Origin of the sequence: Moorena bouillonii PNG, assembly GCF_001942495.1 — a bacterium.
Lineage (GTDB): Bacteria > Cyanobacteriota > Cyanobacteriia > Cyanobacteriales > Coleofasciculaceae > Moorena > Moorena bouillonii.
In genome coordinates this window covers 4,670,134-4,684,538 of sequence record NZ_MKZS01000001.1, presented here as the reverse complement: position 1 = coordinate 4,684,538, position 14,405 = coordinate 4,670,134, and the positions used below count along the sequence as shown (strand labels likewise).

General features: G+C 43.4%; 12 protein-coding genes. 9 read left to right on the top strand and 3 right to left on the bottom strand.

The annotated features are described in order from the left end of the window. The first annotated feature begins 90 nt into the window (after positions 1 to 90). From BJP37_RS18985 to dnaE, 3 genes are all read left to right on the top strand, one after another. The gene (locus BJP37_RS18985; protein WP_075901069.1) at positions 91 to 3,081 is read left to right on the top strand and encodes an MFS transporter; all 2,991 of its coding nucleotides are present in this window, start codon (positions 91 to 93) and stop codon (positions 3,079 to 3,081) included. Positions 3,082 to 3,329: 248 nt separating this feature from the next. Further along, positions 3,330 to 3,821 (top strand): Crp/Fnr family transcriptional regulator, encoded by a 492-nt coding sequence (locus BJP37_RS18980; RefSeq protein WP_075901067.1) that lies wholly within the window; start codon positions 3,330 to 3,332, stop codon positions 3,819 to 3,821. Positions 3,822 to 3,929: 108 nt separating this feature from the next. Continuing rightward, positions 3,930 to 7,754 carry a DNA polymerase III subunit alpha gene (gene dnaE / locus BJP37_RS18975; RefSeq protein WP_075901065.1) on the top strand — a complete coding sequence of 1,275 codons (3,825 nt, stop codon included), beginning with the start codon at positions 3,930 to 3,932 and terminating at the stop codon, positions 7,752 to 7,754. Here the strand turns inward: dnaE and BJP37_RS18970 are convergent. Beyond that, positions 7,747 to 8,067: a calcium-binding protein gene (locus tag BJP37_RS18970; protein WP_075901063.1), complete on the bottom strand. Its 321-nt coding sequence runs from the start codon at positions 8,065 to 8,067 to the stop codon at positions 7,747 to 7,749. The genes dnaE and BJP37_RS18970 overlap by 8 nt on opposite strands. A gap of 163 nt (positions 8,068 to 8,230) precedes the next feature. Between BJP37_RS18970 and BJP37_RS18965 the strand changes: the two genes are divergently transcribed. Genes BJP37_RS18965 through BJP37_RS18960 form a run of 3 tightly spaced genes read left to right on the top strand, consistent with a single transcriptional unit; the run spans position 8,231 to position 10,039 of the window. Continuing rightward, positions 8,231 to 8,812 (top strand): DUF1997 domain-containing protein, encoded by a 582-nt coding sequence (locus BJP37_RS18965; RefSeq protein WP_075901061.1) that lies wholly within the window; start codon positions 8,231 to 8,233, stop codon positions 8,810 to 8,812. Between the two features lie 36 nt (positions 8,813 to 8,848). Further along, entirely contained in the window at positions 8,849 to 9,013 is a 165-nt protein-coding gene (locus tag BJP37_RS39550) for a hypothetical protein (RefSeq protein WP_158069665.1), read from the top strand. A 42-nt stretch (positions 9,014 to 9,055) separates the two neighbouring features. Next, positions 9,056 to 10,039, top strand: a complete 984-nt coding sequence (locus BJP37_RS18960) for a Gfo/Idh/MocA family protein (protein WP_075901060.1) — start codon at positions 9,056 to 9,058, stop codon at positions 10,037 to 10,039. 228 nt (positions 10,040 to 10,267) lie between these two features. Here the strand turns inward: BJP37_RS18960 and BJP37_RS18955 are convergent, their stop codons facing one another. Continuing rightward, positions 10,268 to 11,137, bottom strand: a complete 870-nt coding sequence (locus BJP37_RS18955) for a class I SAM-dependent DNA methyltransferase (protein WP_075901058.1) — start codon at positions 11,135 to 11,137, stop codon at positions 10,268 to 10,270. 22 nt (positions 11,138 to 11,159) lie between these two features. Here BJP37_RS18955 and BJP37_RS39545 point away from each other — a divergent pair, with 22 nt between their 5' ends. Next, on the top strand, positions 11,160 to 11,375 hold the full coding sequence (locus tag BJP37_RS39545; RefSeq protein ID WP_198954107.1) for a hypothetical protein: 216 nt from the start codon (positions 11,160 to 11,162) through the stop codon (positions 11,373 to 11,375). A 258-nt stretch (positions 11,376 to 11,633) separates the two neighbouring features. Beyond that, the gene (locus BJP37_RS18950) at positions 11,634 to 11,870 is read left to right on the top strand and encodes a hypothetical protein (protein WP_229415367.1); all 237 of its coding nucleotides are present in this window, start codon (positions 11,634 to 11,636) and stop codon (positions 11,868 to 11,870) included. Here BJP37_RS18950 and BJP37_RS18945 read toward each other — a convergent pair. After that, positions 11,859 to 12,800 carry a GDSL-type esterase/lipase family protein gene (locus BJP37_RS18945; protein ID WP_229415366.1) on the bottom strand — a complete coding sequence of 314 codons (942 nt, stop codon included), beginning with the start codon at positions 12,798 to 12,800 and terminating at the stop codon, positions 11,859 to 11,861. The genes BJP37_RS18950 and BJP37_RS18945 overlap by 12 nt on opposite strands. On the opposite strand from BJP37_RS18945, the gene lnt reads away from it, so the two are divergent. After that, positions 12,724 to 14,280, top strand: coding sequence for an apolipoprotein N-acyltransferase (lnt, locus tag BJP37_RS42695; protein WP_229415584.1), 1,557 nt, complete (start codon positions 12,724 to 12,726; stop codon positions 14,278 to 14,280). The genes BJP37_RS18945 and lnt overlap by 77 nt on opposite strands. Positions 14,281 to 14,405: the final 125 nt, after the last annotated feature.

The window sequence follows — 14,405 nt, the reverse complement described above, 5'->3', positions numbered from 1 at the left end:
ATTCATGTCTGAATACGTATGCACGGAGCAAGCAGCTTAAAATACCAAGGACTAGTGACTTAGGACTAGTGACGAAGGACGAAGGACTCTATGAAATTGCCATCTCCGACTCGCCTGAAGGGTGACTGGGTTAGAACAATCCTAGAGTGGGTGAATCTTCGCCCAGAAGAAGGCGAGCGGACATTGTTGATGTTCGCCTTCCATACCACCACTTCCATTGGACTGCTTTGGTTAGAGTACAGTGCCATTGCCTTGTTTCTAGAGAAATATGGCGCGAAGTGGTTACCGGTGATTTATATTGCTAGTTCCGTGATCTGCTCTGGGTTGGGAGTATTATACTCCTGGTTGCAGAGCATTTTACCCCTGAGGTCAGTCTTGGTAGCGATCGCAATCCTAGCTGCCTTACCCTTGTTAGTGTTCCGCCTAGGCTTGGAGATTGAGTATGGCTATATTACTGTAGTCACTATCTTTCTATTGCGATTGTGGATGGATGCGGTGTACATCCTCAATGACCTTAATTCCCAGGTAGCGGCTAATCAATTATTCAACATTCGGGAAATTAAGCGTACTTATCCCCTCATCTCCAGTGGACTTTTGGTAGCTGATGTCCTCTCTGGCTTCTCATTACCTCTATTATTGCTGTTAGTGGGACTCAACAATGTGGTGGCTTTTGGGTCTGGCATGATGCTCCTCGGAGCACTGATCTTGGTTTATCTATGTCAGCACTACCAGCAAGCCTTTCCTAACTCCCCAGCACGACAGTGGGAAGAAATGGAGCCAGACTTTGCTGTGCGTCAGCCGAGTCAATCCCTCAGACGCTATGTCATCCCTTTATTTGCGTTTTTTATCTTAGGGGAAGCCCTGTATCTCCTAATTGAATTTCAGTATATGGGTCAATTGGAGCAAACCCTGGATAGTTCAGCAATTGCTGGTTTTCTGGGTCTATTCAGTGGTACGTTGGGACTTTTTGAATTGGTGACCCAATGGTTTATCTCTAGTCGGGTGATTGATCGCTTTGGTCTTTTTCTAAGCGCTATGGTATTACCTGGTGCTTTATCTGTGATTGGCTTAGTGACCCTAGCTAAGATGGCAAGTTGGCTAAAGTTTGATATTGGGTTGCCTAGCTGGATAACAGGGCTATTTATTGGTGTAGTCTTACTCCGATTCGTAGATGAACTATTGCGCTTTACTTTAATTGCTAGTGTTGAACCGGTACTTTTCCAAGCCTTACCGTCAGGGTTACGCTCTGTGGTTCAAACTACTGTGCAAGGGATTGCCAAACCCATGACTACTGGCATTACTGGTCTTGGGATTTTAGCTACCATTGGGCTGCTGGATTGGGCTTTCCCCAATTTTGAGCCATTGCGGCATTGGGTGTTTATTCTAATGGTAGTGATTTTTGCCCTATTATGGCTGCTGAGTACCTGGTTGATGCGGGCTAATTATGGTTCATTGCTGCTGATCAATGCTGAGCAAGGACGTTTGGGTTCTGCCAATACCAATTTGCTGGATACTAAGACCGTCTTTGAGGAAGCGGTAAAGCGACTGAAAACTGAGCCGAAGAACCGCTCTGCTTACATTCAACTGTTGTATCAAATGGCTCCGGAAAAAGCGAGTAAGGTTCTTTCTCCCTTGCTGGGAGAAATGTCTACAGATTTGCAGCGCCAGAGTTTAGAGGTGATGTTGCCCTATCCCAACCCAGATTGTCTAAAAGATGTGTCTGGGTTGATTGATCAAAGACCACCAGTAGAAGTCCTGGCCTTAGCATTGCGCTATCTTTGGCTGGCTCAGGAAGACCTGAATATTCGGACAATTAAGCCTTATCTACAACCGGCTGTTGACCCAACCGTAAGAGCTACAGCAGCTGCTTTAATTATGGGTCGGGGTACACCAAAAGAGAAGTTTGACGCCGTCAAAACCCTGCGGCGGATGCTCACCTCAAAAAAAGAGCAAGAACGGTTAATGGGTACCCGAGCTTTGGCAGAGATGGATTACTTGGAATCCTTGGTGGTTTATATTGATGACCTGTTAAGGGATAAGTCATTAAAGGTACGCTGTGCTTGTTTAGAGGTGATTGCTGCTAAACGATTTGAAAAGTACTATCCGTCTTTAGTCAAGGCACTCTACTACACCTCTACCCGCAATGCTGCTCGTATGGCGTTGGTCAAGCAAGGGGATGAAGCCATTCCTTTATTGAGGGTTTTGTCTGAAGATATTCACAAGCCAGACTTAGTAAGGCGGCAAGCTTGGATGGCTCTCGGTGAGATTGGCAGACTCCACGCCCTAACTGAAAAGGGTACTCCTGAAGCTATGAAGCATTTGGTGCAACAGTTGATGAGTAGTTGGGGGACAACCCGTCGTAATATTCTCACGATCCTGCTCAAGATTCCAGGGGAAGTTGGGATTGAAGCGGTGATGAACCAGTTAGGGCGTAGTGGCATAGAAACTTTAATTGAGCAAGAATTGATGTTTTTGGGTCAAATTTATGGCGCACTGCTGGATTTGACCTCAAAGAAAATAGCTGGACTGGAGGCAGATTTGCTGCGGCAGGGGCTTAATGATCTTCAACAAGATCTTGTAGAGGTGTGTTTCTTACTGATGAAGTTTCTTTATCCATCGAGTGCCATCAAAGCAGCTGAGTTTAATCTAGCATCCCATTCTCGGTCAAACATTGCCCTAGGGCTAGAAATTTTGGATAATACCCTAGATATTCCTAATAAGAAAGCATTTTTGTCAATTTTAGACCGGCGTTCTCTGAAAGAAAAATTAGCTGCCCTAGTGGATTTAGTGCCTTATAAACCCATGGGTGTAAGCGATCGCTTACGGCGCTTAATCGAGTTACGACATTTTCTGTCAGATTGGCCCCTAGCCTGTTGTTTTCATGTGGCCAGAGCAGCACACTGTTCCCTAGCACCAGCAGCGGCTATGAGTTGCCTACGTCATCCTACCGGTTTTGTGCGGGAAGCGGTTGTGGCTTATCTCAAAGAGATGTCACCTCGTGCTTGTGCAGAGTTGTTGCCAGTGCTTAGGAATGACCCAGATCCCTTGGTAGCTGCTCAAGCACAACAGATTATCGGATAGTTTGGTCGAATAGTTGCCTATTCTTTGTACACTTTGCTGGCATCATCTCTAATGTCTGATGGCAGTGGACAGTATACCTAGGGGTGAAATAATGTCTGAAATTACCACAGTACAGTGGTTGAATCTTAATTCGACCTCTAGGTCTAGTGAGCCATTAACTATAAACAATTATCCCTATGGGTTAAACTTGTATTTTACTACAGCACGGCTATTCGCTAGCAGCCAACCGCTAACTCAACCGCTAACCAATGTTATCTAGCATTGATCGTTTAATTTTTATCAGGGGTGTCCCAATTTTTCACGAATTGCGGGACGATTTTCTGATGCGACTAGCCTCTGTGATGGACGAGCTAGACTTTCCTTCTAACCATACCATCTTTGCTCAAGGGGAAGAGGGTAGGGAACTTTATATTGTAGTCTCAGGTTTGGTAAGAGTTCACATTGGTGAGCGCAATTTGGCACAGTTCAAGCAAGGAGCCTGCTTTGGGGAGATGTCCTTGTTTGATGCAGAACCTCGTTCCGCTTCTGTGACCACAATCGAACCTTGCCATTGTTTGATGTTGACACAGCTACAACTCTATGATGCCATTGATGAGACACCAGAATTTGCAATTAAGATTATTCGTATGCTGTCCCGCCGTATTCGGGAACTTAACAGCAATTTGAATACTAATCAGGTGAAAAATCCACCATCAGATTTGAGAAGGGTTGGAAGTCGTTTAACTGATTTCCGTGCTTAAGATAAGTCCTAGTTTTTTTGGTACTAGTTTTTTTGGTACTAGACCTGGCTCGTAGGTCGGTTAATCATTAAATTAATCAGCAACATCGGTTTATAATTAACAGTAACTATGTCTTTTGTTGGTCTACACATTCACAGTGATTATAGCCTACTGGATGGAGCATCTCAGCTACCAGCATTGGTGGCTCGAGCTGTTGAGTTGGGAATGCCTGCGATCGCACTGACAGATCATGGTGTGATGTATGGTGCTATTGAACTGATTAAAGTTTGCCTAAAAAAGGGCATTAAGCCGATAATCGGTAACGAGATGTATGTGATTAATGGGGATATTGAGGTCAATAAGCGTTACCGAAAATATCATCAAGTTGTCTTAGCAAAAGATACCCAAGGCTACAAAAACTTAGTAAAAATAACAACTATTTCTCACCTGAAAGGGATGCAAGGAAAAGGAATTTTTGCTCGTCCCTGTATTAATAAAGAATTACTGGAGCAATATCACGAAGGGTTAATTGTTACTAGTGCTTGTTTGGGGGGTGAAGTTCCCCAAGCTATCCTAAAAGGTGACTTAGATCAAGCCCGTAAAGTAGCTAAGTGGTACCAAGAGGTTTTTGGGGATGATTACTATTTAGAGATTCAAGACCACGGCTCTGTAGAAGACCGAGTGGTTAATGTTGCTATTGTCAAAATCGCCAGTGAATTAGGAATTAAAATTATTGCGACTAATGACTCCCACTTTATCTCCTGCTATGACGTAGAAGCTCATGACGCTTTGCTGTGTATTCAAACCGCTAAACTGGTTACGGAAGAGAAACGGATGCGCTATAGTGGCACGGAGTATCTCAAGTCAGCAGAGGAAATGAAGCGGCTGTTTCGAGATCACTTACCGTCCCAGGTGATAGAGGATGCGATCGCAAATACCTTAGAAGTGGCAGATAAAGTCAAGCACTACAATATTATGGGGGAGCCTCGCATCCCACACTACAAGGTATCCAAGGATTATACCCCTGACACCTATTTAGAAGAAATTACCTGGAATGGACTGATGAAGCGGCTAAAGTGTCGCTCTCGTAGTGAAATTGATCCAGTGTATAAAGCCCGGCTGGAGTATGAGTTAAAAATGCTCCAGCAGATGGGATTCTCTACTTACTTTTTAGTGGTTTGGGACTACATTAAATATGCCAGAGACAATGATATTCCCGTTGGTCCCGGTCGTGGTTCCGCAGCAGGTTCCCTAGTGGCTTATGTCCTAGAAATTACCAACATTGACCCCGTACATCATGGGCTACTGTTCGAGCGGTTTCTCAATCCAGAGCGGAAATCAATGCCAGATATTGACACAGATTTCTGCATTGAAAGACGGGATGAGGTGATTAAATATGTCACCAATCTCTATGGTGAAGACCGAGTAGCCCAGATTATTACATTTAACCGCATGACCTCTAAAGCGGTATTAAAAGATGTAGCGAGAGTGTTAGGAATTTCTTACCAAGACTCTAATCGTATGGCTAAGATGATTCCAGTAGCGCGAGGTAAGCCAGCCAAACTCTCAGTGATGATTTCTGATCAGACACCAACACCAGAGTTTAAAGAGGCTTACGATCAAGATCCGGAAGTTCATCGCTGGGTGGATATGGCGATTCGGATAGAAGGGACAAATAAAACTTTTGGTGTCCATGCTGCTGGTGTGGTTATTTCAGCAGATCCGTTAGATGAAATTGTGCCATTACAACTGAATAATGATGGTGCAGTGATTACCCAGTATTATATGGAAGACCTGGAAGCTCTGGGACTCCTGAAAATGGATTTTTTAGGACTAAAGAACTTAACCACTATTCAGAAAACCAAAGAGTTAGTTGAAAAGACTCAAAATCTTAAACTCGATTTAGATCAGATTCCCCTAGATGAAATTAAAGCTAAGAAAATTTTAGACAAGGGTGAACAGAAGAAAAAACCCCTAGATATTCAAAAAACTTACGAGCTCCTAGAAAAAGGTCAGTTAGAAGGAGTATTCCAATTAGAATCTTCGGGAATGCGTCAGGTAGTGCGAGACCTGAAACCTGACAGTATTGAAGATATTTCTTCAATTTTAGCTCTTTATCGTCCTGGTCCTCTAGATGCTGGTCTGATTCCTCAGTTTATTAATCGTAAACATGGTCGGGAAAAAGTAGAGTATCAACATCCTCTATTAGAGCCTATTTTAAGGGAGACTTATGGAATTCTATGTTTACCGAAAGGTACGTTAATTGATCAGCCCGATGGTTCTTATGTGCCCATTGAAGAAATTAAATCTGGCGACCTAGTATTAACCTCTGATGGTAAACGAGTTTGGGCAGCAAGGGTAGCCAAGCAATGGCGCAGTGGTATCAAAGACATCCTGAAAATTACCCTATCTAGCGGTACAGTTATCTATTCCAGTAAAAACCATCGCTTTTTAACACCAGATGGAGATAAATTTGCCTATGAGCTGAAACCAGCAAACCCGGTCGTCAAGAATGCTAATGGTTTGGCTTCTCAAGTTTATGAAAAATATCCCGGAGCGAGCAACAGTAAAAAATTGTGGCCAAATGATGCTCACTTGGGTTTAGTAACTAGAACGCTAGTCAAAGAGTCATCTCCACAGGCAACGCTAGCCAGACCTAAAGAGTCACAGTACAAGACAAGGGTTGGAGACTGGGATGTTCGGATAGTTTATGTTACCGCTGTTGAAGAGAGTGGGCAACAGGAGTGTTTTGATCTACAAATGGAGGAACAATCTTCGCCATACTTTCTGGCTCATGGCGTAGTCGTTCATAACTGCTTTCAGGAAAGCATCATGCGGATGGCGCAGGATTTGGCCGGTTATTCTCTAGGTCAAGCGGATTTACTGAGGCGGTGTTTGAGTGGATCAACTGAGATCGTGGATCCAGCAACCGGTCGTTTAGTTTCCCTGAGGGAGATTGCTTCTAAATCTAGTTACTGGTTGGGACGAAAGGTTTTTTCCCTGGATTTAAAGACCCAAAAAATTACCCAACGACCAATTATCGAAATTCATCCTAATGGGATTCGTGATGTTTGGGAGATTACTACCAAAACTAACCGCAACATTCGCGCCACGGATGATCATCTTTTCTACACCACTCTAGGATGGAAGCCTCTGAAAGAGTTTACCATAGGAAGCGCCATCGGTTTAGCGAATACATTACCAATTCCCTACAGTCGTGAACTTTCGAATAGTAAAGTAGTTAAGGTAACTGATAAGATCATTAGACTTGTTTCAGAAGTTGGTAACAGGGAAAGGGTAACAGGGAACAGTGGACAAGAATTAACGCAAACAGTTGCGACTCGGAGTTTAGCACGTCACCAAGGCATTGCTGACTCAGATATTTTATGGGATGAAATTGTTGAACTGAAGTATCTTGGCCAAGAGGAGGTTTTTGATTTAAGTATTGCTGAAACTCATAACTTTATTGCCAATGACTTTATTGCTCACAATTGTATGGGTAAGAAGAAAGTGGCTGAGATGCAGAAGCATCGGGAAATTTTTATTGATGGTTCAACCAAAAATGGCGTAACTCAAGACATAGCTGAGGAGTTATTTGACCAAATGATTAAATTTGCTGAATATTGTCTCAGCTATGATACGGAGATTATCACAGTAGAGTATGGTCCGATGGCGATTGGTGAGATTGTTGAGAAAGGTATCCTATGTACTGTTTATAGCGTTGATAGTAATGGCTATGTTTATACCCAACCTATTGCTCAGTGGCATAACCGGGGAGAGCAAGAGGTGTTTGAATATACTCTCGAAGATGGCTCAGTGATTCGAGCTACAAACGATCATAAGTTGATGACGATTGATGGTCAAATGCTGGCGATTGATGAGATATTTGAGGGAGAGTTGGAGTTGAAACAGTTAGAGGAGTTGCCGTTAGGGTTAATTGAGCAAGCTAGTTAATACTTAAAATCACATCACGGTCTACTATGAAATCAGTCCCTGCTTGTAACTGAGCAAACTCTTTGTTTTCAAAAGAGAGAATACCTGTGTTTTGATTGTAGTCGAATTGGCTAAGGGAAACCTCTGCAAAACCAGCTGTCCTAGAACCATATCCACGGCCACCAGCGATCGCATCATTACCTGCGTTGCCGTAAAGAGAATCATCGCCATTTTTCCCATCAATTACATCATTACCATCCCCACCGTTGAGGGTATCGTTACCATCTCCACCTGTGAGAGTATCAGTAACGGTTGAAATTAGACTTGTCGCCAAATTGGCGACGCTTTAGAAATCTATAGAAAAATCTCTAGAAAATGAAAGAAAAGTACTCTCTGGGGTAGCATGCTCCGGTAAAATGAAAAGTATAATACCAAAACTGAAGAATTGTAAACTAATATTAAGTAAAGCCATACATCGATTGAGTGTTTTTTCCTCTATGACCACCCAGTTTTTTGCTTCCCAGTGTGTGGAAATGACTGTGCCACAGGAATCTGTGCCGATTCAGCACTACTTGCGTCAGCCGGAACGGATAGTTTATGCGATCGCAGACCTGAATCGCATCCAACAACTGACTCAGAAGCGTTTTCGCCTGAAAATGAATCCATTACACTTTATGTCCTTGACATTTCAGCCCACGGTAGATCTGGAAGTGTGGGCGGAATCTGACGCTACCGTTCATCTGAGGTCTGTCGGTTGTAAAATTCTGGGATTGGACTACATCAATCAACGCTTTGCCCTAGAATTAACCGGAAAACTGCATCCTTGGGAAGATCAAGGAGTGACTAAGCTCACAGGCAGAGCCGATTTAACTGTCAAGGTTGATGTGCCTTTACCTTTTTCCCTAACTCCCAAGCCAATCTTAGAAACCACTGGCAATGGTTTGCTTAAAAGCGTTTTGCTCAGGATTAAGCAAACGTTGATGAAGCAGCTGTTATTGGATTATCGTCAATGGGCTAACAACGGCACCCAAACCAATATTTATACTCAGCAGCAACCACCAGGCGCTCCCGCGACTTGATCTAGCAATCGGTGTGGGAGTGGTGAGGGTGGAAAGATGGACAGATGGGGAGATGGGGAGATGGGGAGATGGGGCGGGGGCGCGGTAAGTGTCGTGGGAATTTTTCCCTATTGCCTATTGCCTATTGCCTATTGCCTATTGCCTATTGCCTATTACCTATTACCTATTACCTCTTGCCTCTTGCCTCTTGCCTTTCCTTAAGGGAGTATGTTCACAATCACCCTTAATCCTTGATAATTCCTTGTGACAAACAGTATTACTGATCTCCCAATTAAAGCTGGTATTGTTGGTACTGGGTTTGCGGCTAAGCTCCGAGCGCAGACATTGCAAGCAGATTCGCGATCGCATTTACTGGCGGTCTGTGGTCATACCCCTGCCAAAACCCAAGAGTTTGCTGAAACCCACGGCACGACAGTGGTGGATTCCTGGCAGCAATTGGTAGAACACCCGGAGCTTGATCTAGTATTTATTAGCACGATTAATCGGGATCATGGCCAAATTGCCCGTGCTGCTCTTAATGCTGGGAAACATGTTGTCACTGAATATCCCCTTTCCCTTGACCCCAAAGAAGCCGAATCCCTGATTACCCTTGCCAACGCTAAGGGCAAGCTCCTCCATGTAGAACATATTGAGCTTTTAGGGGGCTTGCATCAAGCCTTGCGCCAATCCTTGCCCAAAATTGGTCAACCGGTTTATGCCCGTTACGTAACTATTGCGCCCAAACACCCTGCACCCCGCAGCTGGACATACAATCTGGAACTATTTGGCTTTCCCTTCATTGGTGCTCTTTCTCGCATTCACCGCTTTACAGACTTGTTTGGTGAAGTCGCTTCTGTGTATTGTCAATCCCAGTTTTGGGATGCTGGTGATCAGTACTTTACTGCCTGTCTATGTAATGCCCAACTGCGCTTTACTAGTGGTCTAATCGCAGATATTACCTATGGTAAAGGGGAAATGTTCTGGCAGAGGTTACGGAATTTTGAAGTCCATGGAGACCAAGGCACACTGCTGTTTGAGGGAGACCAAGGTAATCTGATTAAGGCAGAGGAAAGCAAACCAATTGAAGTAGCAGGGCGACGGGGTTTGTTTCTTAAAGATACCGCTATGGTAATTGACCATCTAGTTAAAGGAACACCCCTGTATGTCTCCCCAGTAGATAGTTGTTATACTCTCAAGGTTGCAGATGCATTACGTGAATCGGCAGCTACAGGGAATGCGTTCGCGTAGCGTGGCCTACGGCCAATCGCTTTATTTTAGTGGTAAGCATTCAGCATTCAGCTATCAGCTATCAGCTTTGGGCCTGTGACCACGCTACTTGAGGTGCTTATGGGTGATTGGGAACACTATTTGAGGTGCTTTTGAATCAAGTAAGCTGACGGCACCTCAAGTAGCGTGAGCTTTTAGCTGACGGCTGACGGCTGTTCGCGCAGCGTGCGCGTAGCGCATATGCTTACATTATGCAACACCTTTATTTTCAAGATAAAGATCCTGATCAGACCATAATCTTTCATTACGTTTTATAACCCTCTCTAGGAGGTCATGTTTTGGGCTGTATTTGTTATCTGGATAGCTTGCCAACCCAATAAATCGTTTTCCTTTATTACTTAGACCATTGACTCCCCATTCTGTGAGAATCAGTTCATGGTTCAGATCAAGTTCACTAAGATGCTGAATAAGGTTGTCAATATCGTATCGGTAAGTTGTAAATTTAACTTCAAAATGTGTTTTTTCTGAATCGTTATATCTCCAGAGAAGAATGTCCTTGTCACCTTCTATAGATTTCTTCCATTGGTAGCCATCAATAACAATTGATTCCGGTAACCAGTCCACTACTAGTGAGTTCTTTACATCAATCCAATCGGTAGATTGAGAACTATACAAAAAAGGTGTATGGTCAATAACAATGAAACCTTCTTGATTTAAGTGACTTTTAGCATTTTTTAACGCTTCAAGTCTATCTCTATCGGTCTTTAAGTGCTTTAATACGGATAATGCGAAAACTATTAAGTCATATTTTTTGTTCATTTTAAATGAACACATATCTGTATTAATAAACTCAATTTTGGCGTTGTTAACGTTATTTAATTTAAAATATTTTTCTCCTTTATCTATCAGTTCATCACTTAAATCAATACCAGTAATTTCTTTCGCTTCTTTCATAAATATTGGGAACAACCGACCCATTCCGCAACCTAGCTCTAATATAGATTGTGGCTTCACTATTTCAATTAAGTCCTCATAGAGAGAAAAATCCATTTTGAATGAATTCATTATCTCATCATAGAAATAGGCAGATTTATTATATTCTGATTTGCTTAAACTCATGTGGTTTATTGTCTAACTGGTATTGTGCATCACCAAAGATCGTCCATACAGCTGTCCGTTGCTACACCCGATGCATGCAGAGGACAGAGCAGATATAGACTTTTGGCGTAAAGTAAATAGCGATCGCACTCAGGCACTTTGGGTATCAAATCACCGACCGTCTGATCGGGTGATTGATCAAGTCGAAGTTCAGCCTGAAGCTGGGGGGTATAAAGCTGAGGGCTTTAGATTTTCCTAAAAATCTTAGGCTTCATCTAGCGTTACATAATTCAGCTTTTTTTACCTCACCTACTTACTTTCCCAGTATTTCTTACCACAAAATTGACAACGACGTTGTATAAATTACCTAAACTATATAAATCGTAACAAATATTTTAAACTTCATTACAAAATCAGATATGCCGTTGGGATACCATGATATGTTCTGTAACATACATCGAGTCGCGGTTCCTATGGGCTGATTGGACACGCAGCTTTCCCGCTCTCGAACTACCTAATGGTTAAGTTAGACAAGGAGGACACTTTGGATTTGCATTCTACTCAACCCCACAATGATCATGCTTGTGAAGGCATTAGCGATTATGTCGCCGAGCTTCAGTTTCACATGGCACTCCACGCCCGCAAATTAGTTCCTCACCTCACTAAAGCAGCAGATAGTCGAGAGCAACTATTGCAGCAAACCCAAGCTAATTTTGAAAAACTGGTTTCCCGACAATCCCGTTCAGAGCGATAAAGCACGAGCTCGATTTGCAGCAATCAACGATTCTGTATACTGTAGCGCCTCTTGCCAAACCTGATAGCCAAGAGGCGTTAAATGAATACCATCGGTTGTCAAGTTTGGCTCCATCTGACCTTTACTATCAGTAAACAACTTGTGAAGATTGAGATAGGCTGCTCCTTCTTGTTGAGCAATCTGAGCAATTTGTTGATTAAGATTACGAATGCGCTGATTAGAAATAGCAGTAGCTCGTGTCGGTAAAATCGACTGGATAATCAGTTGAGCTTGTGGGTGATTTTGCCGCAATTGACGAGTAATCTGGCGCAGATTGTTGACAATAACTTGATCGGTTTTCCCCTGACGCAAATCATTGATACCTGCCATCACATAAATTGTATCAGGACGAGTCTGGGAAAATGCCGATAATCGACTCAAAATTTGACTGGTATTCTCACCAGAAATGCCTTGATTGAGCCACAGTTGATAGTTAGGTAATCCCTGTGCGGGTAACCACAAACTTAGGGAATCTCCCACTACCATAGACAGACGATTGTTACCCTGTCCGTAGGCAACAGCTCTGGCTTCCTGTGCCAGGAGTTGTTTCCACTGCTGATAGGTAGGTTTTGTGAGAGGGACTCCTTTGTGATTTAATCCCTTTGCCCAAAACGATGAAAAACTATGAGCAGGTAAGCGAGTATAAAGTTTGCCAGCTCTGAGGGCAGCTAATCGTTGGTAATACAGTTCCGTTCCCGACTTTGGTGAAGGAGTAGTCGGTTGATAGTTGGGTAAACGTTGCCGATACTTTACAGCAAGTTTCGCCCCCCTAACCCCCCAACTTTGGGGGGTTCTTGAGTTAAAGTCCCCCAGAATTGGGGGATTTAGGGGGCTTGCAGCTAAAGGTAATGAGGTCAATTCATCTGAAAACCGCTGTAAATTCCCATCCACCAAAGCTACACAAAAACGTAATATAAATCCTGATATAAATCTTCCTACCCCCACTCAAAACTATGTTCTTTTAACCTCCTGCTTGCGGGTTCTAATTGGTACAGGCTTGTGGTGTGTCATAGAAACCCTCTGGAGTATGAGTCCCCTGTACTGGTCTGGCTTATCCTATACCCAAAGTCCCCATAACCTGATAATTTTGCACCTCGGTCAATTATCCGGTCCAATAACAGTTACAGCAGCTATTGTCGCGGTCAATGGTTTAATTGCTGAAAGCGGGTTAACCCTTAATCAGTTGTTCGCGTTCGCGCAGCGTCGGCTTTGCCGAAAGCGTGGCCTTTTGGCCAAGGTTGGCAGGTTTAACGTTGGCAGGTTTAACGTTGAAAGTGATCACAACAAGCTTGAACCTTCAACCCCTCAAAACCTTCAACCTTCAACCCCTCAAAACCTTGAACCTTCAACCCCTCAAAACCTTCAACCTTCAACCCCTCAAAACCTTCAACCTTCAACATTAAACCACTACAAACCTTTAACCCTTTTCGGTATAGCAATCGGGTTATTAATTAGCTTACATCTGCTGGGATGGTTACTGTATAACCAACCAATTGATCAATCAAAAGATTCTGCTATTAAAGTCGGTATTATTCAAGGAAATATCCCCAATGAAATCAAACTTTACTCCGCTGGCTGGCAGCGTGCTATAAAAGGTTACACTACTGGATACCAGACATTGGCAGATCAAAAAGTAGACGCAGTGCTAACTCCTGAAACTGCCTTACCTTTTCTTTGGGAAGAACAGGTTCGCACTGTTAGTTCTTTCTACTCAGCAATATTAGATAAAGGGGTTTTAGTTTGGGTAGGAGGCTATGGGCAAAGAGGGCGTAGCCTTACCAATAGTTTGTTTACTGTCACCGGTACTGGTGAAACCTTCAGCCGTTACGATAAGGTGAAATTAGTGCCCTTAGGAGAATATATTCCTTTTGAAGAATTCCTAGGACGTTTAATTGACCGATTATCCCCTCTTGATGCTCATTTAGCAGCAGGTAAACCTGACCAGTTATTAGAAACACCTTTTGGTCAAGCAGTGGTAGGAATTTGTTATGAGTCAGCTTTTCCCGAGCACTTCCGCTATCAAGCTGCCGCTGGTGGGCAGTTTATCCTCACTGCATCCAATAATGCCCATTACAGTAATACAATGCCTGCCCAGCACCATGCTCAAGATGTAATGCGCTCCATTGAAACAGATAGGTGGGCTGTTAGAGCAACCAATACGGGCTATTCCGGTATTGTAGACCCCCATGGCAAAACAGTATGGCTATCCGGGATTAATACCTATGAGTTGCACGCAGATACAATTTATCGACGACAGACTCAGACGTTGTATGTGCAGTGGGGGAATTGGTTGACTCCGGTGTTATTAGGGTTAGGGGGAATTGGTTGGTTTATTTTGGGTTGGTTTGGAGTTGGTTTTGGGTTGGAGTAGCTCACCCCTGAACCGACTAACCTACCCGACAAGGGACGCCAAAGGGGAGCAACCGACTAACCTTCAAGCCCTTAAAGGGTGACAACCGATCTACAATGCTTGCTGAATCAGGGACAGCGCATAAA